Origin of the sequence: Oribacterium sp. Sow4_G1_1 (assembly GCF_052116105.1) — a bacterium.
Lineage (GTDB): Bacteria > Bacillota > Clostridia > Lachnospirales > Lachnospiraceae > Oribacterium.
Genome location: NZ_JBQKLS010000006.1, coordinates 66,006 through 87,821, shown reverse-complemented (window position 1 = coordinate 87,821; position 21,816 = coordinate 66,006). Strand labels below are relative to the sequence as shown.

At 56.2% G+C, this 21,816-nt stretch carries 15 protein-coding genes and 1 tRNA gene; 1 reads left to right on the top strand and 15 read right to left on the bottom strand.

Annotated features, from left to right (window positions below; translation table 11 throughout):
• Window positions 1–113 precede the first annotated feature (113 nt).
• The 8 genes from ACTQ52_RS05775 to ACTQ52_RS05740 all read right to left on the bottom strand — a co-directional run bounded on the left by ACTQ52_RS05775 (window position 114) and on the right by ACTQ52_RS05740 (window position 10,006).
• Window positions 114–1,526 carry a nucleotidyltransferase family protein gene (locus tag ACTQ52_RS05775; protein ID WP_441982038.1) on the bottom strand — a complete coding sequence of 471 codons (1,413 nt, stop codon included), beginning with the start codon at window positions 1,524–1,526 and terminating at the stop codon, window positions 114–116.
• 243 nt (window positions 1,527–1,769) lie between these two features.
• On the bottom strand, window positions 1,770–3,152 hold the full coding sequence (locus ACTQ52_RS05770; protein WP_410043940.1) for a PFL family protein: 1,383 nt from the start codon (window positions 3,150–3,152) through the stop codon (window positions 1,770–1,772).
• Between the two features lie 145 nt (window positions 3,153–3,297).
• Window positions 3,298–3,573, bottom strand: a complete 276-nt coding sequence (locus ACTQ52_RS05765) for an ACT domain-containing protein (RefSeq protein WP_410043941.1) — start codon at window positions 3,571–3,573, stop codon at window positions 3,298–3,300.
• Window positions 3,574–3,938: 365 nt separating this feature from the next.
• Entirely contained in the window at window positions 3,939–4,736 is a 798-nt protein-coding gene (locus ACTQ52_RS05760; protein ID WP_410043942.1) for an MBL fold metallo-hydrolase, read from the bottom strand.
• 295 nt (window positions 4,737–5,031) lie between these two features.
• Window positions 5,032–5,619 carry a dephospho-CoA kinase gene (gene coaE / locus ACTQ52_RS05755; RefSeq protein ID WP_441982037.1) on the bottom strand — a complete coding sequence of 196 codons (588 nt, stop codon included), beginning with the start codon at window positions 5,617–5,619 and terminating at the stop codon, window positions 5,032–5,034.
• 127 nt (window positions 5,620–5,746) lie between these two features.
• Complete coding sequence (locus ACTQ52_RS05750) at window positions 5,747–6,175, bottom strand: hypothetical protein (protein ID WP_441982036.1); 429 nt, start codon at window positions 6,173–6,175, stop codon at window positions 5,747–5,749.
• 594 nt (window positions 6,176–6,769) lie between these two features.
• The gene (gene polA / locus ACTQ52_RS05745) at window positions 6,770–9,490 is read right to left on the bottom strand and encodes a DNA polymerase I (protein ID WP_410043857.1); all 2,721 of its coding nucleotides are present in this window, start codon (window positions 9,488–9,490) and stop codon (window positions 6,770–6,772) included.
• Between the two features lie 177 nt (window positions 9,491–9,667).
• Complete coding sequence (locus tag ACTQ52_RS05740) at window positions 9,668–10,006, bottom strand: anti-sigma factor family protein (RefSeq protein ID WP_410043856.1); 339 nt, start codon at window positions 10,004–10,006, stop codon at window positions 9,668–9,670.
• Window positions 10,007–10,073: 67 nt separating this feature from the next.
• Between ACTQ52_RS05740 and ACTQ52_RS05735 the strand changes: the two genes are divergently transcribed.
• Window positions 10,074–10,156: transfer RNA gene (locus ACTQ52_RS05735), tRNA-Leu, on the top strand.
• A gap of 359 nt (window positions 10,157–10,515) precedes the next feature.
• On the opposite strand, the gene upp is transcribed toward ACTQ52_RS05735, so the two are convergent.
• The 7 genes from upp to ACTQ52_RS05700 all read right to left on the bottom strand — a co-directional run bounded on the left by upp (window position 10,516) and on the right by ACTQ52_RS05700 (window position 21,488).
• Window positions 10,516–11,160 (bottom strand): uracil phosphoribosyltransferase, encoded by a 645-nt coding sequence (gene upp / locus ACTQ52_RS05730; protein WP_441982035.1) that lies wholly within the window; start codon window positions 11,158–11,160, stop codon window positions 10,516–10,518.
• A 94-nt stretch (window positions 11,161–11,254) separates the two neighbouring features.
• Entirely contained in the window at window positions 11,255–11,932 is a 678-nt protein-coding gene (locus tag ACTQ52_RS05725; RefSeq protein WP_441982034.1) for a UDP-N-acetylglucosamine pyrophosphorylase, read from the bottom strand.
• Window positions 11,933–12,066: 134 nt separating this feature from the next.
• Entirely contained in the window at window positions 12,067–14,217 is a 2,151-nt protein-coding gene (locus ACTQ52_RS05720; protein ID WP_441982033.1) for a DNA topoisomerase, read from the bottom strand.
• A gap of 117 nt (window positions 14,218–14,334) precedes the next feature.
• Entirely contained in the window at window positions 14,335–15,396 is a 1,062-nt protein-coding gene (locus tag ACTQ52_RS05715; protein WP_441982032.1) for an aldose epimerase family protein, read from the bottom strand.
• Window positions 15,397–15,718: 322 nt separating this feature from the next.
• Window positions 15,719–16,801: an aspartate-semialdehyde dehydrogenase gene (gene asd, locus ACTQ52_RS05710; RefSeq protein ID WP_410043851.1), complete on the bottom strand. Its 1,083-nt coding sequence runs from the start codon at window positions 16,799–16,801 to the stop codon at window positions 15,719–15,721.
• 268 nt (window positions 16,802–17,069) lie between these two features.
• Window positions 17,070–19,307 (bottom strand): DNA gyrase/topoisomerase IV subunit A, encoded by a 2,238-nt coding sequence (locus tag ACTQ52_RS05705; protein ID WP_441982031.1) that lies wholly within the window; start codon window positions 19,305–19,307, stop codon window positions 17,070–17,072.
• Between the two features lie 255 nt (window positions 19,308–19,562).
• Window positions 19,563–21,488, bottom strand: coding sequence for a DNA gyrase/topoisomerase IV subunit B (locus ACTQ52_RS05700; RefSeq protein ID WP_441982030.1), 1,926 nt, complete (start codon window positions 21,486–21,488; stop codon window positions 19,563–19,565).
• Between the last annotated feature and the right edge of the window lie 328 nt (window positions 21,489–21,816).

Here is a 21,816-nt window from a genome sequence, read left to right as displayed (position 1 = left end):
CCTTCTATTTTATCATAGCCGGGCGGCGTTTTCTACAAAACAAATGGGTTTCGTGGTGGATGAATGCACTGTTTTGACAGGGGCCGGCCCTCCGGCTCCCCCCTTTGCGTATATTATCCGATCACCATGAATCGTCTTGTAAACTCATTTTCCAAGTGTACATCACTGTCGTACGGGTGGTAGATCAGCCGGTACAGGTCGGCGGCGTAGAGGTCACTGCGGAACATGAGCTCGGCGTGGCCGGCGCGTATGCTCATAAGGAGGTCCTCCGGGCTTTCGATGGTCTGTCGGTGAAACGCGTCGAGGGTGCGCTGGTAGCGCGCCGGGGAGGTGACAGCAGTTGTGGCGATGGCTGAAAGCAGCTCCTTCGCCTCCTTCCGCACGCCGAGTACACGCACGTACGGCATCGTTTCAGCCTCTCCGAAGTAGGCACCGCGGAGGGCGGCGTGGTCCTTCCGCTGGAGGTCGAGGAGGATATGGAGCAGCGCCCTCGAAATACGGCTGTAGGTGTAGTTCCGTGACTTCACAGCGGCGATGCGTTCACGGAAACGCATCCGCTCACGTACCTGTTTTCGGAGCGCGTCGGCGATCTCACGCGAGACGTCGAGGTAATCGCAGAGCACAGAATTCGCTTCCGGCGCCACGCTGTCGAGGTAGCTGAGCTGCAGCAGACGGTAGCTCAGCATATCGCTCAGCATGTCGAGCGTCGCGTAGCCCTGGTGCGCCGCGCCACGGATGCCACGGAGTGGCGGGGCCGAAAGCTCCGCTGTCGTCGTCCTGCTGCCCTCTTCCACCTCCTGTGAAGTGACACGCTCCGGGGCCGATTCTTCTTTCGCAGCCACACACGACAGCTCATTCTGCAGGATCGCGTCGCGGATCGAGTGGGCGCTCGGCAGACTCAGCTTTCGGCGAATGCAGGCGACCTCGAAGCAGTCACCCTGCCGTTTCACTGCTTTGATATACTCGAGTCCGAGCACGTCGTTGGACTGGAGATCAAATGCGCTTCGGTTCTCGAGCATCATCTCGAAGGCCTCCTCGTCATCACCGCTGAGGACGAGCTTCATCGCTTCTGCCCGCGCCTTCGGATAACTCATGCCGGAGGCCACACCGTCGCGGACGACAGCATTGAACTTCGCATGGGCGGTGGAGCCGGTGGAAAGCTCGAGGGCGGCCATCTGCTGGAGCTTCGCGAGGTCAGCGGATTCGGAGCCGAACACGAGCTGGTCCACGAAGCCGAGGGAACGCAGAACCGCGACACCACCGGCCGCGAAATCCTCCGCGCTGGAGGTCGAGAACATGACCGGGATCTGCACGACGAGGTCAACGCCATGCAGGAGTGCGTCCCGGGCGCGCTCGTACTTGTCGAAGATCGCCGGCTCGCCGCGCTGCACGAAATCGCCGGACATCGCGGCGACGATGACATCCGCATGGTACTCGGCGCGGATCTGATTGATCATGTACTGATGTCCCGCATGGAAGGGATTGTATTCGGTGATGATACCGACGACTTTTTTTCCGTTGATCATTGTGTCCTCACAGCCAGGATCCGAACGCTCTACAGCACTTTGCTTCCGGCAGAAGGCGGTCTCGGCAGTCCTGGTCATCTTTCATAATGTCGATTCGTGTTGAATCATCTGCATGATTCAGATACAAGACAAATATATCAAAAAAAGCGCACGACGGAAATCTCACTTTCCATCATGCGCATGAAATCATGTTTCGTTTCGAACCGCTCAGATGCTCATAAACATGAGCCGCTGATCAGTGCCTTAGTTCTTAAAGCTGTGGATCGGTGCCGGGATGCGTCCCTTACGGTTCACGAAGCCGGAGCAATCGAATGTGTTGACCGCCATGACCGGTGCGTGTCCGAGGAGGCCGCCGAAATCGACGTGGTCGCCGACCTTCTTGCCGATGGCCGGGATGACACGAACCGCGGTGGTTTTCTGGTTGACCATGCCGAGGGCTGCCTCGTCCGCGATGATACCGGAGATCGTGGTCGCCGGCGTGTCGCCCGGGATGGCGATCATATCGAGACCGACAGAGCATACGCAGGTCATCGCCTCGAGCTTCTCGATGTTGAGGGCACCTGCCTCGACGGCATTGATCATACCCTGATCCTCGGAAACCGGGATGAACGCGCCGCTGAGTCCGCCGACGGAGCTGGACGCCATGATACCGCCCTTCTTCACCTGGTCGTTCAGCATCGCCAGTGCGGCGGTCGTGCCCGGTGCACCGGTACGCTCGAGTCCCATCGCCTCCAGGATGTCCGAAACCGAATCACCGATGGCTGGCGTCGGTGCGAGGGAGAGGTCAATGATGCCGAACGGAACACCGAGCTTACGGCTCGCCTCCTTCGCCACCAGCTGGCCTACGCGGGTGATCTTAAACGCGGTCTTCTTGATGAGCTCGGACAACTCCTCGAAGTCAAGGCCCTCCGCGTGCTGCAGTGCATCACGTACGACGCCCGGTCCAGAAACACCGACGTTCAGGATACAGTCTGCCTCGGAAACGCCATGGAAGGCGCCGGCCATGAACGGGTTGTCATCCGGTGCGTTACAGAAAACGACAAGTTTCGAGCAGGCGCTCGAGTCGGTGTCGGCGGTACGCTCGGCCGCCTCACGGATCATCTCACCCATAAGACGAACGGCGTCCATATTGATACCGGTCTTCGTGGAGCCGAGGTTGACGCTGGAGCAGACGATGTCGGTCTCGGCGAGCGCCTGTGGGATCGCACGCATCAGCATCTCATCCGCCGGGGTCATGCCCTTCTGGCAGATGGCAGAGAAACCGCCGAGGAAATTGACCCCGACTGCCTTCGCTGCCTTGTCAAGGGTATGGGCGACCTTCACGAAATCCGCAGAGGACTTGCAGGCACTGCCGGCCGCGATCGCAATCGGCGTGACGGAGATACGCTTGTTGACGATCGGCACACTGTACTCGCGGCTGATCTCCTCTCCTGTCTTCACAAGGTCACGCGCATAGCGGGTGATTTTCTTATAGATGTTGTCACAGAAGGTGTCGACATCACCAGCTGCACAGTCGAGAAGACTGATTCCCATGGTGATCGTACGGACATCGAGGTTATTATGTTCGATCATATTGTTGGTCTCCGCGACCTCCAGGACATTGACCGCATCAAAAGAGCTTGCCATTCTGATTCTCCTTTTCGTTTATGATAAAGTCTCGTGCGCTTCGCTGGCTGCCTTGGGCCTGAGATGGACCCTGCGGCAGTTCCTTCGGAACGCAATCACAGATTGCGCCATTTACGGTCGATGTTTGTCGAAACAAACATCTCCCTCAAATTCTATGCATCATCGTGAAGATCTCTTCGAGCTGCATCTTGATATCGACGCCGATCTGATCCTTACCATACTGTGCGATCTCGGCAGCGACGGTGTCGAAGCTCTCCGTAGAGTTCGACACATCCACGATCATCATCATGTTAAAGAATCCGCCGGTGATGGTCTGTGAGATATCGAGGATGTTGATGTTCTTCTCGGAAAGGAAGGTACAAACCTTCGCAATGATGCCGACGGTGTCCTTACCAACTACGGTGATAATCGCTTTTTTCATAGAGCCTCCTCTTATGCCTGCTGCCGGGTGCCAGCGCCGCCTCGGTTTCTGCATACATACTACATTTACATGTTTATATGCGGGATAAAATCCCCGTATATGTATAGAACATGTCTGTTCCATGCTTTCTTAATATCTAAGCATTTAAAAAAGTAAAACGCAACCTGTTTTCCGCTTCGTCTATGAAAAAAACCATGCGTAAATCGCGCTTCTCATGTCCATAAATGCTAAAAAGGACAGGGTGACCCTGTCCTCGATAGCCCGTACTTATGGCGGTCATTCTATGATTTTATATTAGTGTAAGCTGCAGTTTTACCAGTTTATGGGGTCTGACCCCATTACGAAATTCTTAAGATGGCCGGGGTCTACAGTTCGATGATGTCCGAGATGCGGTCGCGCTGCGCGACGCTGATGTCGAAATCGCCGGCGCGGTAGTCGGAGTCTGATCCGTCGATCTCCTGCTGTACGGTTTTCAGCGCGAGCTCCGGGAGGTTGTTCTCCTTACTGAGATGCCCGAGAAAGACATGCTTCACATGCGGATTCAGGATGCGGTCGATGAGATGCCCGGAGCTTTCGTTACTGAGGTGGCCATGGTCACTCAGGATCCGGCGCTTCAGGGACATCGGATACGGGCCCGTGCTCAGCATGCGGACATCGTGGTTCGCTTCGACCACCATCGCGTCGAGATTTTCAAGATGCGATACGATGTAATCGTCGTAGTGCCCCATGTCGGTGGCGATGGCGACACGCTTCTCGCCCGCCTCGATACGGTAGCCGACCGGATCCGCTGCGTCATGATCGATGGAAAACGGGATTACGCTAAGGTCGCCGACGGTGGTCACAGCATCCGGAAGGATCGGCTGCAGCAGATCCGTCGCGAAATCACCGAGCGTACGATTCAGCATCACCTCACGAAGCGTGCCCAGCGTGCCGTAGATCGGAATCTGGTATTTACGGGATATCGTACCGACGGCACGGATATGATCGATGTGTTCATGCGTGAGGAAAATCGCCTGCACATCCGAAAGCTCGAGGTCCAGCGCGTGGAGTCCCTGATTGACAGCCTTCATCGTCACCCCCACATCCACCAGCACATGCGTATGGTCCGTGCCGATGTAGCTGCTGTTCCCGCTGGAGCCACTGGCGATACTCGTAAATCTCATAAAACTGCTTTCATCCTTCCTTTTATAGCAATCCAGTCAAGTAAACACGGAGGACCAGCAACGGAGACACAGTACTGCGAGGCTTACACCTGGAGTGTTCTATCCTTCATGTTTTGAAATCGAATCCGGACATGGTGGGCGCGGCCCACTCAATGCACAGTACAGAACCCGGTGAAATGTCCGTGGCCGCTATGACAGTCTCTATCTATCTGCCACGGACATTTCGCCGGAACCTGTTCTTTTCATTCGCAAGCCTTGCGCCCGCCATGCCCCGGATTCGCTGCTACGTTTCATATTACCCTTCGTGTAAATGTTCCCGGATCGTCGTTTCTGTCTCTTCGCGGCTTCCTGAGTTATCAATCACGAAATCTGCCATCGCAGCGTACTCGTCGTCCGGAATCTGGGCGTGGATCATCGCGCGGGCCTTCTCCTCAGAGTAGCCACGGGTTTCCATGAGGCGGGCGATGCGCACAGCCTCCTCGGTATAGACAAACCATACCTCGTCGCAGAGCTCCACGAAATGGGCGATCGGAAGCGCTGTTTCGACGACGATGTCCGCCCCACTCTTCCGCGCCGCGCGCACCTGCGCATCGACGTATTTCCAGACTGCCGGGTGGACGATGCTGTCGACCTGTGACCGCAGCTTCTGTTTTCCGACACCGTAGATTCTCGACGCGAAAACCGGCAGATCGACACTGCCGTCGGCCCGCTCGATATCCGCACCGAGCAGCGCCTTAAGTGCCTCAAACACCGGATCTCCATGGACATAAAACGACTTCGCAATGTCGTCCGTCCGGTACGCTGTAAACTGATACTCCTGCGTGAGAACGTCCAGCACACTGGATTTCCCCGCACCGACGCCTCCGATCACTCCGATCACCATTGATTTCCTTTCAGTTTATGGGGTCTGACCCCATAAACTTTAACTTTAGATTTTATTTATAAAAATTTAATGGGGTCAGACCCCATAAACTTTAACTTTAGATTTTGTTTATAAAAATTTAATGGGGTCAGACCCCAGCATCTGCTTTCCCTGCCATCGTCTTCCAGTCCGTCCACGAAAGGGCGGCCTCCGCCCAGTCCTTCGCTTGCTTCTCCTCGTTCAGCCAGGCGAGGCCCTCCATGACGCCGTCCTCCGAGAAGACAAACTCACGGAAGGTCTTGTACTCATCCGGCGTGAAGTCGAAGCTGTACGGCTCCGGCCAGACCCAGACGCCGAGCGTGTAGCGATCCTTCGTCGGGTTCATGATCGTCTCACCGGTCTTTTTATCAATCGGATATGCCGCCTCCCCCGCCTCGATCTTCTGAAGCAGCTCCGTATCCGGCTCCGTATACGTCACCTTACTCATACGGAAGCGCATTCCCTCTGAGGAGCCGGCAAAGGGCTCCATCTTCAGGAATCCGATGTGCATGATATCGTTCGATTGGATTTCTTTCATTTTTCTATCCATTCCTTTCACCTCGCCCAGGCACAAAACAGTAACAATTCAGCTAGCTAAATCTGACAAAGATTGATGGTACTATCCAATAACCGCTTGATTTCGAAATCATGGATACTTTCAACATCGTTTATCATTTTTATGCGCAGAGCTAAACTATCCACGATTTTGAAATAAGGCACTTATTGGATACTTTTCCGCGAAATCAGGCATACGCATATATGCGTACTATCCAATCTACCTCATTTTTTCAAATAGTAGATATGGATTTCGAACTTCATAGAAACATTTCTTTAAGCAGATATCCAATAACGCTTCATTTTTTTAATACTGGATACTCGAGCCCGAATTCTCCTTATGAAATAAGGCTTTTCATATCCAGTATTTTTGAAATCACCTAAGAGTGGATACTTTACAATCGATTTCGATTATTTCGGTCCAAAAATATATCCAGTTTTTTCAAAATCAAACCATATTAGATAGTGATGTAATATGACAGTAAGGGTCGGCAGCCCCTCCGGGCATCTTAGCGGTACTGTTATCTTCCAATGGAAGCCCTTGCTCACCCCTTCGGTGTTTGCTGAAGCAAACACCTCAGTGTGCGGCATCCCAGTTTTCGCCCACATTCGCGTCGGCGACGAGCTCGACGGCGAGGTCGACGGCGTGCTGCATCTTATCGACAAGGAGGGCCTTCACGGCCTCCTGCTCGGCAACGGGCGCTTCGATCAGAAGCTCATCGTGCACCTGCAGCACGATGCGGGATGCATAACCGCCCGCACGGAGGGCACAGTTCACCTCGTTCATCGCTTTCTTCATGATGTCGGCGGCACTGCCCTGGATCGGGGAGTTCATCGCGACACGCTCACTGAAGCTGCGGCGCGCGAAGTTCGAGGCATTGATGTCCGGCACCGGCCGACGACGCCCGAAGATCGTCTTCACATAGCCGTGCTCATGCGCGAACGCCACCTCGCCATCGAGGTACTTCTTGACATCCGGATACGCCGCGAAGTACCGCTCGATGTACTCCTTCGCCTCACTCCGACTGATGCTGAGACCCTCACTGAGACCGAAGGCCGAGATACCGTAGACGATACCAAAGTTGACCGCCTTCGCGTTCCGACGAAGCTCCGGCGTCACCTCCTCGAGCGGCACATGGAAGACCTGCGAGGCCGTCACGGCATGAATATCGCTCGCATCCTTATACGCTGCGATCAGCTTCGCATCACCCGAGAGCGATGCGAGGATACGGAGCTCGACCTGAGAATAGTCGGCGTCGATGAAGACGCAGCCCGGCTTCGGCACGAAAACGGTGCGGAAGCGTCGACCAAGCTCCGTACGCACCGGGATGTTCTGCAAGTTCGGATTCGTCGACGAGATACGGCCCGTCGCCGTCACCATCTGATTGAACTCTCCATGGATGCGGCCATCCGCCTGAATAAAGTTCAGAAGTCCCTCCGCATAGGTCGAGTTCAGCTTCGTAAGCGTACGGTAATTCAGGATATCCGCCACGATCTCGTGGTCCTCGGCGAGCTTCTCGAGCACATCCGCCGCGGTCGAATACCCGGACTTCGTCTTCTTGCCGCCCTTCATGCCGAGCTTCACGAATAGAATCTCCCCGAGCTGCTTCGGCGAGTTGATGTTGAACTCCTCCCCCGCCTCTTCGTAGATGCGCGCCTGCAGCTCTTCGATGCCGGCCCGAAGCTCGACGCCATAGTCGACGAGCGCCTGCTTATCAACCAGGATACCGGCCCGCTGCATGTCATACAGTGTATACACGAGCGGCATCTCGATCTCCTCATAGAGTGTCCGCTCCTCGAGCTCCTCCAGCTTCGCGAAAATCTTCTTCGCACTGCGAAGCGCCACGATCGCGCTGTACGCCGCCATGGTGCACGCCACCGGATCCGCCGAGCTGCCGTCAGCGTCCGTGTTGAAGCCCGCCACCTGCGCACCGTCGCCTGCATTGGCCGCGTCGTCCGTAAACGGATTCGGACAATGCGGTCGATCCTTCAGATCGTCACGGAGTTCCTTTTCTGACGGCAGTGTGAGGCCCATGAAATCGCGGGCGAGGTCCTCGTAGCTGTAGCTGTCCTTCAGCGGATTGATGACGTACGCCGCGAGCGCGAGGTCATAGACCGGGCTCTCCGGCGCGAAGGCACAGTGGTAGAGCGCCTGCTTCAGGTTCATGGTGTAGAGCTCGACGCCCTTTTTCTGTGCCAGCGCCTGCAGCTCCGTCTGCCAGTCGAAGCCGTAGAAATGGTAGCTGCGGTCACCGGCCAGCGCGAAGTAAAGGTCTTCCCCGGCGATGGCGAAGCCGGCCTGACCCTCACTCGCCGCGTCCCGGAAGGCAATGCGCGCCAGGTACGGGTCGTCGACCTCCTTGAGGCCCGACAGATCCAGCTGCTGCTCCGCCGCGAGGTCGAGGCTCGACACATCGAAGCGCTTCAGGAGCGACTTCAGCTCCAGCCGCTTCACAAACTCGAAGGAGTCTGCATTGAACATGTTCTCGACGCGGGCGTCATCATAATCGAAGTCGATCGGGGCGTCAATGCAGATGGTCGCGAGGGTCTTCGACAACGCGGCGCTCTCCCACTCATCGATCAGCATCTGCGCGGCCTTCGGCTTCCGCGGGACCTTGAACTCCGGGTCGCCCGCCAGCGCCGCTGCATGCGCCGCCTCGATGGTGTGATACTTCGTGATGATCCACTCCGCAGACTTCGGACCGAGGCCCGGCACACCCGGGATGTTATCGGAGGTGTCACCCATCAGGGCCTTCAGGTCGATGAACTCGAGCGGCGTCACGTTCCACTCCTTCATCACATCGTCCGGATAGTAGTTGTAGACCGTCGTCACGCCCTTCGCCGTCTTCGGAAGACAGATCTTGATCTTCTCATCCGCAAGCTGCAGGAGGTCACGGTCACCAGAGACGATCGTCACCTCCACGCCCTCCTTCTGGCAGCGCTTTGCGATGGTACCGAGAAGGTCATCCGCCTCATAGCCGCCCTTCATGAGGAGCGGAATGTGCATCGACCGAAGCACCTCCTGCATCAGCGGAATCTGCTCGTGCAGCTCCGGCGGCATCGGCTTCCGCGTCCCCTTATAGTCAGCAAACATCTTATGGCGGAAGGTCGGCTCGTGCACATCGAAGGCCACCGCCAGATGATCCGCCTGCTCCTGATCCAGCACCTTCAGAAGGATATTCAGGAAACCATAGACCGCATTTGTATGCAGCCCCTGCGAATTCGTCAGCTCCGGGATCCCGTAAAACGCCCGGGACATGATGCTGTGTCCATCGATCAGTAAAATCTTATCCGTCAACTCTCTTCCTCCTCTAACGATTGAAACCATATATGATCAGAACCTGATGCGTTCAAAAGCAGATTGCATTGAAAACAGCTGTCCTGAACATCTGAAGCGATCAGAACCGGACGCCGCCATAGGCAGCTGTCCTGAACATCCGTGACTGCCGATATCAGACAGTCACGAAACCACTGGCTACAGAAACCAGATCCTAAGCTGCAGAAGCAGCGTCACCAGCACCGCCCAGAACACGACCGAATCCGCCGCCATCCGGATGATCCGGATCGCGTGGATACGAAACAGATAAAAGCGCGTATCCATCAGCTGCCGCCGGAAGGACCCGTCGATGTTCAGATTCGAATCATCCACCGCATCCAGCTTCTGCACACCACTGTAGACCATATGCGTGATCCGCAGCTCCTCCATGCACTCATCGCACTCCGAAATATGCTCCATAAACTCCTGCAGCTTCTCATCCGACAGCTTGTTATTCAGATAATCGTAAATGCACTTCCGTGCTTCCAGACAGGTCATAATCGACTTGAAAACCTCGCAATTATATGCTAAATTCTGTATGTTGTCCTCGCGTAACACAGGACTCGCCGTCATGGCGGAATGGCAGACGCGTCAGACTCAAAATCTGATAATGGTAACATTGTGTGGGTTCAAGTCCCACTGGCGGCATCGAGCTCGGACCTATGGTCCGAGCTCGATGTTATTTAAGCCATCCCATTAAAAGTATCCTTAGTTTAGAATATCCCCATCGATTAATCAAGAAGAGCATTTGAGCCATACGTATGCAAATTCCTGAGGACAGCCACCGGAAGCCATACGAAGAGGTCGTGAAGAATCAAAATTGTCCCCCTTAGAACCAGTTGGAGTAATTTTCCTTAGCACTCTCTGCAACACTGAGTTTTCATAAAGAAAACTCAGTCGTTTGCAGAGAGCCTACTGGTTCTTAGGGGGACAATTTTAGAGTCTTCCGAGCTCGTAGTACTGTGCTTCCGGGGGTTGCCCTCCGGACACCGCAACCAGGCTGCTATTTACTTCGTACCGAAGATACGGTCGCCGGCATCGCCCAGACCCGGGCAGATGTATGCGTTCTCGTTCAGGCAGCGATCGAGGTTTCCGACGTAGATCTGTACATCCGGATGTGCCTCAGCGAGACGCTTCACGCCTTCCGGTGCCGCGATGATGCAGATGAACTTGATCTTTCTTCCGCCGTGCTTCTTGATCTGGTCGATGGCATCGACCGCAGAGCCACCGGTCGCCAGCATCGGATCACAGACGACGATCTGACGCTCCTCGATCGGGTTCGGCAGCTTGCAGAAGTACTCGACCGGCTGATGCGTGGTCTCATCACGATACATGCCGATGTGGCCGATCTTTGCGCTCGGAACGAGTGCGGTCAGGCCGGATACCATGCCGAGGCCGGCACGAAGGATCGGCACGATAGCGAGCTTACGACCAGCGAGCATCTCGACCTCAGCGGTCTCGATCGGTGTGTCGAGCTCGACCTTCTTCGTCGGCAGATCTGACAGTGCCTCGAAGCCCATCAGCATCGCGATCTCCTCAACGAGCTGACGGAACTCGTTGGTTCCGGTGTGCTTATCACGCAGAAGTGAAATCTTATGCGTAAGCAGCGGGTGGTTCATGATGTGTACATTTGCTCCGAAATTATGTTCCATAGTAAACTCCTTTGATATATGTTCCGGCCGCAGCCGGTAGAAAACGAATCAGGTCAGCATTCAGGCAGAGGTCCCTGGCGACGCTGTGATCGCATCAGTGCTTCGCGACGATCTCCACCTCGCCCTTCGACTTGTAGATGCTGTCTGCATCCACGCAGCCGCGCACCGAGCTCAGCGGATAGACGTTCGTGTTGCGTCCGATCACCGTGCCCGGATTCAGGATAGAGCCGCAGCCCACCTCGACATGGTCGCTCAGCATCGCGCCGAACTTCTTGAGTCCGGTCTCGATGTCACCGTCCTCGGTGTGTACCACGACGAGCTTCTTGTCCGACTTCACGTTCGAGGTCAGGGACGCCGCACCCATGTGGGACTTGTAGCCGAGGATCGAATCCCCGACATAATTATAGTGCGGAACCTGCACGTTGTCGAAGATCACGACATTTTTCAGCTCGCAGCTGTTGCCGATCACGCAGTGCTTTCCGACCATAATGTTGCCACGGAGGAATGCACACTGGCGCACCTCGGTCTCCGGCCCGATGATGATATACTCCGCGAGGTACGCGGACTCAAATACCGTCGCACTCTTATGGATCCAGACATGCGGCTTCACCTCCGTGTACTCGTCCTTCGGAAGCGTCGGACCGTACGCCGCGATGAAATCGTGGATCTTCGGAAGCGCCTCCCACGGATAGGTGAGTCCCTCGAAGATCGCCCTCGCCTCCGTATACTGAAGGTCATACATCGCCGCAATCGTTACATCTTGTTTTTTCATAATTCTCTTCTTTCCAGAGAGCTCAAGCTGCCTCATCCCGTGAGGCTTCGGGCTTTCTAAACTAGTATCATCTGGTGTCGGAAACCTTCATGTGGAAGTCTCCATCTATCTGATCCGCTTCTCAGATACGTCCATCAGAGCGCCCGGATCTTTTCCGTCCGACTTCGAACGAAGTCCTCGAGCTTCTCCATGTACTCGGCCTCGGTGATCGTGCCGTCCGCCACCTCCGACAGCCCCATCTCCCAGGAGGCGGTCAGCTTCGGATTCAGCAGATGCGGCACCGAAATCTTCACATAATACGCGATGTACTCGCCGAGCTTCGTCGGTGACAGCACCTGCGTCTTCTTCTGCAGCGCGATGTACTTATTGTCCACGAGCTTCGTGAGGATACCTGCACGCGTCGCACTGGTGCCGATGCCCGCGCCCTTGATCTGCGCCCGCAGCTCCTCGTCCTCGATGAGGTTGCCGGCGTTTTCCATCGCGAGGATCATCGATCCGGAGGTGTAGCGCTTCGGCGGTGCCGTCTCGCCCTCCTTCACGCGCAGCGTCTCGAGCTGCAGCTTCTGCCCCTTCCGGAGCTTCAGCAGTGCCTCACTCAGGCTTCGGTTGTCGCCCTCCTCTTCGCTCTCTCCACCGTTTTCCAGGCCAATGCTTCCGTCCGCTCGCGTCGTCGCGACGCCGTCCGGTCCCGTGGCCGAAGAAGCCATGGTCGAGGCATCCGACGTGGTGCCTCCTGCATTGGCCGTGTGACTGGTCGAGGCCGCCGTCGCCATGGTAGAAGCTATCGACGATCCGGCGCCTGCATTGGCCGGATCCGCTGTCGAGGACGCACCGCCAAGGGCCGCGCTCCGACGCAGGTCAGCAACCTTCCGATAGCCCTCGTCCTTCAGGGCACGGGAGCTCACGCTGAAGGTCTCGCCCTGGCAGTCGATCATCAGCGCGATGCGCTCGTAGATCGCCGGCGGGAAGAAAATCGAGAGGAAGCGACGGCAGATGAGCTCGTACACCTTCTTCGAAAGCGGCTTCAGCGACTGGTACTCGCGCTGGCCCTGACCGGTCGGGATGATCGCGTAGTGGTCGGCGATCTTCTTGTCGTCGACGTAGCGGGTCTTCGCGATTCTTCGGAAGCTGCCGGACGACAGGATCTCCTGCGCCTGCGGGGCCACCGGTGCGTAGCTCTCGATGCCGCGGATGTTCTTCTCGATCTCCTTCGAAACGGCGGTCGAGAGCACACGCGCATCGGTACGCGGGTAGGTGGTCAGCTTCTTCTCGTAGAGCTCCTGCGCGATGGCGAGGGTCTCATCCGGGCTGATCTTAAACATCTTCGCGCAGTCGTTCTGCAGCTCCGCGAGGTTGTAGAGCAGCGGCGGATTCTTCGTCTCCTTCTTCTTCGTGACAGCCGTCACCGTCGCTTCACACGGAAACGGCATGAAGCTCTTCATGAATTCGGCGGCGCGCTCCGGCCTCAGGAAGCCCTTGCCGTCGTAGATGTCCGTCGGGCTGTAGCGTGACGACTGCTCCGACGGCTTCCAGTCCGCACTCAGCTTCGCGCCTTCCCCGAGATCGAAATCGCCGAGGATGCGGTAGAAGGTCGTCTTCTGGAAGGCCCGGATCTCCTGCTCCCGCTTGACGATCATGCCGAGGACGCAGGTCATGACGCGGCCGACGGCCACGGTCATCTTCTCCTCCGGCTTCATGCCGAGCTGCTGCTTGATCCGGTAGCGGTACTTGAGCGACAGCGCGCGGCTGAAGTTGATGCCTATGAGGTAGTCTTCCTTCGCCCGGCTGAAGGCCGCCGCCGACAGGTGGTCATACTCGCTGTCGAGCTTCGCCTCGCGGATGCCGCGGAGGATCTCCTCGTTCGTCTGGGAATCGATCCAGACACGGCGACGCTCCTTCTCCTTCGGCACCTCTGCCATCCTGTCGACGAGCCGGTAGATGTACTCTCCCTCGCGGGCACTATCGGTGCAGATGTAGATGGTTTCGACATCCGGACGGTTCAGCTGCTTCGCAACGACCGCGAACTGCTTTGCCGTGCTCTTACTGACCTCGTATTTCCACTCATCCGCCTTTGGGATGAACGGGAGCGTGTCAAAGCTCCACTTCTGGTACTTCTCGTCATACGCTGCCGGGTAGCTGAGCTGTACGAGGTGACCCACGCACCAGGTCACCACATAATCTTCATTTTCCAGGAAGCCGTCGCCGCGCCGGACATTCTTCATCCCGAGCGCCTGTGCAAACTGCTGCGCCACCGACGGCTTCTCTGCGATAAATAATTTCTTCAATTCGCCTCCCACTGATCCATGTACGAGCGCCGGCTTCATGTGAAGCCGCTTCAGCGAATGCGCGCCGCGCACCGCCTGTGGATGTTCTGTGGGTGCTTCGAAAAGAAGTACTTCTGTTTACTGAAGCTCCCACTTGTAGATCGTCGTTGTGTCGTATTCCTCGCCGGCCTTCACGATGCTGGTCGGCCACTCTGGCTTATGCAGGCAGTCCGGATAGTGCTGGGTCTCGAAGCAGTACGCATGGCGTGGTCCGAAGTGCGCCCCGTTTTTGCCCTCGAAATCACTGCCCATGAAGTTCGCGGTATAGAACTGCAAGCCCTCGAGATCGGTATAGATGGACATCCGGATGCCGGACTCCTCCGCATACGCAGAGGCGACGAGACGTACGTCCCCGTCATAGTCATTGAGCACCCAGTTATGATCGAAGCCGTGCGCAAACTTCAGCTGATCGAAGTCCGCATCGATATCGCGTGCGATCACCTTCTCGGTGGTGAAGTCCATCGGGGTGCCGGCCACCGGCTCGATACGACCGTACGGGATCGAAATCTCGCTGGCCGGTGTATAGCTGTCTGCATGAATCCAGACACGCTGATTCATCGCGTCACCACTGTCATAGCCGTTCAGGTTGAAGTACGCGTGGTTCGTCATATTGAAGACGGAGTCCTGGTCGGCGGTCGCCTGATAGTGGATCTCGAGCGCGTCGTCCTCGGTCAGGGTGTAGGTCACGGCCACCTCGGCAGCGCCAGGGAAGCCCTGATCACCGTCCGGGGAATGCAGAGAGAAGATCACGTAGCTGCCGAGGCCGGCGTCTGCATAGTCTGCCTCCCAGATGCGCGTACGCCAGTAATCCGGGCCGGAATGAAGATTGTTGGCACCGTTGTCATTGACAGCGAGCGCATAATGCTTTCCATTCAGATCGAAGCCTGCCTGACCGATACGGTTCGCGTTTCGGCCGACCGGCTCACCCATGTGACCCGGATTCTCGAGCAGAAGCTCCGCCTGATCGACACCGAGCACGACATCCCGCATCTTTCCGTCCTTGTCGCGCACCAGCATCGTCAGCCAGATGGCACCGAGGTTCGTAAAGCTCGCCTCCGTACCATGCTGATTCGTAATCGTATATCGCTTCACCTCGCGGCCATCCTTCAGTGTTCCAAGCACTGATTCTCTCACTGACATCGCATGTCCCTCCCATCGAAGATTCAATACCGAAAATGCAAGGGCAGCTTTTCATCGACACTCACGCAACTCTCCCATCCCCTTCTGCAGGGTCTGGGAATAGCAAGCGCGTCATCGGCACCGCCCATAAACTGCAAGTATTATACTCTATTTTCAGGCTCGTTTCTACCAGAGAAAAGAGACTCATAGCTGTCTGAAAATTGGGGCAGCTAAAATCTCCGGTGTCCTTGGCAATGGGTACCATTCAAACCATAAAAAAACCGGAGTGAATCGTCACTCCGGTTTAAAAAAGATCAGTAACCATCAAAATTTGATGATCCGCTTATTTCTTTGTGATATAGCCCTTCTTTGCGAGGTACTCGGCAGCTTCTACACCGCCGCCGGCAGCGCCACGGAGGGTGTTGTGGCTGAGACCGACGAACTTCCAGTCATAAATGGAGTCCTCACGGAGACGGCCGATCGAGATGCCCATGCCGTTCTCGTAGTTCACGTCGAGGGAAACCTGTGGACGATCGTCCTCCTCGAGGTACTGGATAAACTGCTTCGGTGCAGACGGCAGCTCGAGCTCCTGTGGCTCACCGCGGTAGCTGCGGAGTGCCTCGACGAGCTCTTCCTTCGTCGGCTTCTTATGGAACTTGACGAAAACCGTCGCGGTGTGACCGTTCAGAATCGGTACACGGATGCACTGTGCAGAGATCTTCAGACCTTCGATAAGATCGATGTGATCTCCCGCGAGGCTGCCGAGTACGCGGAGCGGCTCCTTCTCGGACTTCTCTTCCTCACCACCGATGTACGGGATGATGTTGTGCTCCATCTCCGGCCAAGACTCGAAGTTCTTGCCGGCACCGGAAATCGCCTGGTAGGTGGAAACGATCACCTCATACGGCTCGAACTGCATCCATGCAGCGAGGGCTGGTGTGTAGGACTGGATCGAGCAGTTCGGCTTTACAGCGATGAAGCCACGTGTGGTGCCGAGACGCTTCTTCTGTGCCTCGATGAGCTGATAGTGATCCGGGTTGATCTCCGGAACGACCATCGGAACATCGGTCGTCCAGCGGTGTGCAGAGTTGTTCGAAACGACCGGGGTCTCCGTCTTCGCATACGCTTCCTCGATGGCCTTGATCTCGTCCTTCTTCATATCCACTGCGGAAAATACGAAGTCGACATCCTTTGCAACCTCTTCTACCTTTGAAACGTCCAGGACGATCATGTCCTTTACTTCCTCCGGAATCGGAATATCCAGCTTCCACTTACCTTCTACAGCCTCTGCATAGGTCTTACCCGCAGATCTCGGGGACGCTGCAAGCGTCGTCAGCTCGAACCATGGATGGTTTACAAGCAATGTGATAAAACGCTGGCCAACCATTCCAGTCGCACCAAGAACACCAACCTTTAACTTTTCCATTTCAGTCTCCTCGTCAACTTCTATCCGTATTTTTACTCTCAGATGCATACATCCTGCAGGATTTCGACATACAGCTGTTTCTTCACCCCGCAGGCACGTATATGTTTCCGTATTGTATTACTTTTAACTGTCAGTGGCAATATAACATTTTCGAATAGCAGCCTTTCGCCGCCCGGACAACTACTGTCAAAACGTAATTATGTCCAGGCATGGCTCGGCTGCCATCCGTCGAGTTTCGCCCGAACAGCAACAGGTGACATCCCCGTAATCAGTGCTTCGTGCCTTTTCCGGCGCGGCCGGCGAGCTTCAGGCGGTTTAAGCTGAGCGGCTTCTTCCGGTACGTGATCTCCACCGGCTCGGTGCCGAGGAGGTAGAAGTGCTCGAGGGTGTCGCACTTGCCGAGTCGGATGCCGATGACACCCTTGCTGTTCTTCTTCTGGAGCGGGATATCGCTCAGGGAGCAGCGGAGGAAGTAGCCGTCATGTGTCTCGAAGACGATGTCGGTTTCGTAAGCCATCTCCCGAATCTCGATCAGTCGATCGCCCTCGCCCAGCTTCGTTGCGGCGACGAGCTTGTTCGCAGTCTCGAATTCCGAGGTCTCGACGAGCTTCACCATCGCGTCTCTCGTCGCGAAGATCAGGGTCTTCCCGGCCAGGGCGGACTTCACATTGGCATAGATGATCTCCTCCTGGTTCGCGTTGTACTTACTGATGTTGTCGATCGGTACGCCCTTGTCCTTGAACTTTCCGAGCGGCACATCCTGGCACTTGATCTGGTGCATATTGCCCTTATCAGTGAACAGCAGCACGCGGTCCGTGTTCTTGCACTTCAGCACGAAACGGTTGTCCGACTCGACGGCCTCCTGGTTCCGCTGGTAGGTTGCCTCATCCATGAGCTTGCAGTAGCCGAACTTGTCCTGGATGTAGTAGCAGCTGATCTCCTGCACCTCGTTCTCGTTGAAGACGGCTTCCTTACCATCCTCGAGCACGGTGCGACGCGGCACGGCATACGCGGCTCGGATCATCATGAGGTCCTCGGACAGCACCTCGTTCATGCGCTCGCGACTGCCGAGGATCCCGCGGTACTCCTTGATGTTTCGGAGCGTCTCGGCATGCTGCTTCTTCAGCTCGATCAGCTCGAGACCGATGAGCTTGCTGAGACGCATATCGAGGATCGCCTGTGCCTGCCGCTCCGTGAAGTGGAAGGTCTCGATCGTCGACATGAACTCGCGGTCCCGCTCACGGAACTTGATGCCCGCGATCTCACCGCTCATAAGTGCCTGCTTCGCATCGGCCTGGTTCTTCGAGTTCCGGAGGAGGGCAATGATGGCGTCGATCAGGTCGACGGCCTTGATGAGACCATCCTGGATCTCTTTACGTGTGAGCTCCTTCTCGAGCAGGTTCTGGTACTTGTTCGTGAGGATCTCGTACTGGAACTTGAGATAGGCCTTCAGGATGCCCCGGAGCGTCATGGTCTCCGGCCGACCCTCGTGTATGGCCAGCATGTTCACGCCGAAGGTATCCTCGAGTCTCGTTTTCTTATACAGTATATTCTGGATGCGCTCGATGTCCGCACCAGCCTTCAGCTCGAGTACGATACGGATGCCGTTTTTGTCGGACTGGTTCGAGATATCGACGATCTCCGGGAGGATCTTATCCTCGACGAGCTGGGCGACATCCTGCATGAACTTCATGATGCCCTGACCGATCATCGTATACGGAATCTCGGTCACGACGAGCTTATCGCGGTCGGAACGCCCCTCCTTCTTCTCAAACTGCAGCTTGCCGCGGAGCTTGAGGCGGCCCGTACCACTGCGGTAAATGTCGACGAGCTCGGACTTGTTGGCGATGATGCCGCCGGTCGGAAAATCCGGTCCCTTCAGGTACTGCATCATGTCCGCGGTCTCCATCGCCGGGTTGCGCAGGTACGCGAGGATGAGGTCGATGATCTCACCGAGATTGTGGCTCGGGGTGGAAGTCGTCATGCCGACCGCGATGCCCTCGGAACCGTTCAGCAGGAAGTACGGGATACGTGCCGGCAGCACCACCGGCTCCCGCAATGTCTCATCGTAGTTCGGCTGAAACGGCACCATCGTATCGAGGTCCGCCAGCATGCAGTCATCCGTGAACTTCTCGAGCTTCGCCTCGGTGTATCGCGGTGCGGCTGCAGAGTCACCCTCGATCGAACCGAAGTTACCCTGGCCATGCACCACCGGCTGCATACGCTTGAAGTCCTGCGCCATGACGACCAGGGTGTCGTAGATCGAGGAATCACCGTGCGGATGGTACTTACCCATCGTATCACCACAGATACGCGCCGACTTGTAGGTCGGGCGGTCATGGTTTGCATGCAGCTCGTTCATATCATAGAGCACGCGCCGCTGTACCGGCTTCAGTCCGTCACGGATGTCCGGCACCGCACGCGAAGTGATGACAGACATCGAGTAATCGAGGTAGGATTTCTGCATCTCCTCGGAAAATTCAGTTGTTAAAATCTGTTCAGCCATAATATTCCCTTTATTTTTTATAAGGAGACAATGCCATTTGATGCGCCTACGGCGCGGGCATTGTCGTTTGATTTTGCCGCAATGGCGGCAAAACGGCCTCGCCGCCCGGGGGCATCACATGGAGTGTAGGAGTTTGTATAAGACAAACTCCGAAACGATATCCCACAGAGCTGTGCTCTGTGCCCGCAGGGCTAAACTCGGGCCTCCAAAGCCCGAGTTTAGGGCAGTCCCGTCCCTTCGGGCCACCCGATGTGATTACGAATCAATAACTGCTTCGTTTGCGTGGTCGTGGATGAAGTCGCGGCGCGGTCCTACGTCGGAGCCCATCAGCATAGACGTCACCTCGGAGGCCATGCGGCCGTCCTCGATCTCTACGCGCTTCAGTACGCGGTTTTCCGGGTTCAGGGTCGTCTCCCAGAGCTGCTCCGGGTTCATCTCACCGAGACCCTTGAAGCGCTTCAGCTCATAGGAGCCGGTCTTATGCTTCTTCTGATACTTCGTGAGCGCCGCCTCGTCGTAGAGGTACTCCGGCGCCTCCTTCTTACTGTGCGGGATCGCCTGGTAGAGCGGCGGCATCGACACGTACACATGTCCCTCACGGATGAGATCCGGCATGAAGCGGTACAGGAAGGTCAACAGCAGGGTGTCGATGTGCGAACCATCGACATCAGCATCCGTCATCAGGATGATCTTGTTGTAGCGCAGCTTCGAGATGTCGAAGTCGTTGCCGTAGCCCTCGGAGAAGCCGCAGCCGAAGGTGTTGATCATGGTCTTGATCTCCGCGTTCGCGAGGACCTTATCCATCGACGCCTTCTCGACGTTCAAGATCTTACCGCGAAGCGGCAGGATCGCCTGGGTCTGACGGTCGCGGCAGGTCTTCGCAGAGCCGCCCGCCGAATCACCCTCGACGATGAAGATCTCACACTTCTCCGGGTCCTTCGAGATGCAGTTCGCAAGCTTGCCATTTGAATCGAAGCTGTACTTCGACTTGCTCAGCATGTTCGTCTTCGCCTTTTCCTCGGCGCGACGGATCTTCGCGGACTTCTCGGCACAGCTGATGATGGCCTTCACTACCTCGACGTTTCGATCGAAGTAGTGCTGCAGCTCCGCATCGACGATGCTCTGCACATACTTTGCAGCATCCGCACTCGCGAGCTTCGTCTTCGTCTGGCCCTCGAAAATCGGGTCCGGGAACTTGATGGCGATGACCGCGGTCATACCGTTACGGGTATCCGCACCGGTGAAGTTCGCATCCTTCTCCTTCAGGATCCCGAGCTGGCGTGCGTAGCTGTTGATGAGCTGCGTGAACTTCGTCTTGAAGCCCACGATATGTGTACCGCCCTCCTGGGTGAAGATGTTATTACAGAAGCCGAGGATGTTCTCCTCGAAATTATCACAGAACTGGATACAGCATTCGAGGGTCGTCCCCTCGCTCTCCCCGCGGAAGTAGATCTCCGGGGTCACCGGTTCGCTGTCCTTATTGAGCTCCTTTACGAAGGCGATGATGCCCTCCGGCTCATGGTATTCGATCGTCTCCGGCAGCTCTCCGCGCTGATCCGCATAGTGGATCGTCAGCTGCGGGTTGAGGTACGCGGTCTCATGCAGGCGGGACTTCAGCCACTCCTCCTTGAAACGTGTCTTCTCGAAGATCTCCGGATCCGGGATGAAGCTGATCTCTGTACCGGTCTCCTTCGTCTTTCCGACCACTGGAAGAAGTCCGTTCACGAGCTCCGTCGTCGGCTTACCGCGCTCGTAGGAGTCCTCATAGATCTTTCCGCCCTGATAGACCCGCACGCGCATCATCTGTGAGAGAGCATTGACCACGGACGAGCCAACGCCATGGAGACCACCGGAGGTCTTATATGCCTTATCGTCGAACTTTCCACCCGCATGCAGTGTCGTCAGGACGATACGCTCCGCAGACACACCCTTCTGGTGCATCCCGACCGGGATACCACGACCATCATCGCGCACGGTACATGCGCCATCCGCGGTCAGCGTTACCCATATATTTCTACAGTATCCTGCCAGATGCTCATCGACCGAGTTATCTACGATCTCGTAGATCAGGTGATTGAGACCACGCTGTCCCACCGAACCGATGTACATACCCGGTCGCACACGGACCGGCTCCAGCCCCTCGAGGACCGTAATACTCGACGCATCATACTTCTCTGCCATAAACACTCCTGTTTTTACTCTATTTCAACTCCACAGGCATCGAACACCTGCGAAGGCCTAATCTTAAAAATGATACCATAGATCACATGTTTTATGCAAGAGCCCGAGGAGGGCCGGCAACAGAAGCCATACGAAGAGTTCGTGAAAAATCAAAATTGTCCCCCTTAGAACCAGTTGGAGTAATTTTTCCTTAGCACTCTCTGCAACACTGAGTTTTCATAAAGAAAACTCAGTCGTTTGCAGAGAGCCTACTGGTTCTTAGGGGGACAATTTTAGATTCTTCCGAACTCGAAGTACTGAGCTTCTGTTGCCGGCCCTCTGGGGTGTG

What these genes read in the sequence shown, in the direction of transcription:
- ACTQ52_RS05775 (WP_441982038.1), bottom strand. Translation starts at nt 1,526, where the DNA reads ATGATCAACGGAAAAAAAGTCGTCGGTATCATCACCGAATACAATCCC.
- ACTQ52_RS05770 (WP_410043940.1), bottom strand. Translation starts at nt 3,152, where the DNA reads ATGGCAAGCTCTTTTGATGCGGTCAATGTCCTGGAGGTCGCGGAGACC.
- ACTQ52_RS05765 (WP_410043941.1), bottom strand. Translation starts at nt 3,573, where the DNA reads ATGAAAAAAGCGATTATCACCGTAGTTGGTAAGGACACCGTCGGCATC.
- ACTQ52_RS05760 (WP_410043942.1), bottom strand. Translation starts at nt 4,736, where the DNA reads ATGAGATTTACGAGTATCGCCAGTGGCTCCAGCGGGAACAGCAGCTAC.
- coaE (WP_441982037.1), bottom strand. Translation starts at nt 5,619, where the DNA reads ATGGTGATCGGAGTGATCGGAGGCGTCGGTGCGGGGAAATCCAGTGTG.
- ACTQ52_RS05750 (WP_441982036.1), bottom strand. Translation starts at nt 6,175, where the DNA reads ATGAAAGAAATCCAATCGAACGATATCATGCACATCGGATTCCTGAAG.
- ACTQ52_RS05740 (WP_410043856.1), bottom strand. Translation starts at nt 10,006, where the DNA reads ATGACCTGTCTGGAAGCACGGAAGTGCATTTACGATTATCTGAATAAC.
- upp (WP_441982035.1), bottom strand. Translation starts at nt 11,160, where the DNA reads ATGGAACATAATTTCGGAGCAAATGTACACATCATGAACCACCCGCTG.
- ACTQ52_RS05725 (WP_441982034.1), bottom strand. Translation starts at nt 11,932, where the DNA reads ATGAAAAAACAAGATGTAACGATTGCGGCGATGTATGACCTTCAGTAT.
- ACTQ52_RS05715 (WP_441982032.1), bottom strand. Translation starts at nt 15,396, where the DNA reads ATGTCAGTGAGAGAATCAGTGCTTGGAACACTGAAGGATGGCCGCGAG.
- asd (WP_410043851.1), bottom strand. Translation starts at nt 16,801, where the DNA reads ATGGAAAAGTTAAAGGTTGGTGTTCTTGGTGCGACTGGAATGGTTGGC.
- ACTQ52_RS05705 (WP_441982031.1), bottom strand. Translation starts at nt 19,307, where the DNA reads ATGGCTGAACAGATTTTAACAACTGAATTTTCCGAGGAGATGCAGAAA.
- ACTQ52_RS05700 (WP_441982030.1), bottom strand. Translation starts at nt 21,488, where the DNA reads ATGGCAGAGAAGTATGATGCGTCGAGTATTACGGTCCTCGAGGGGCTG.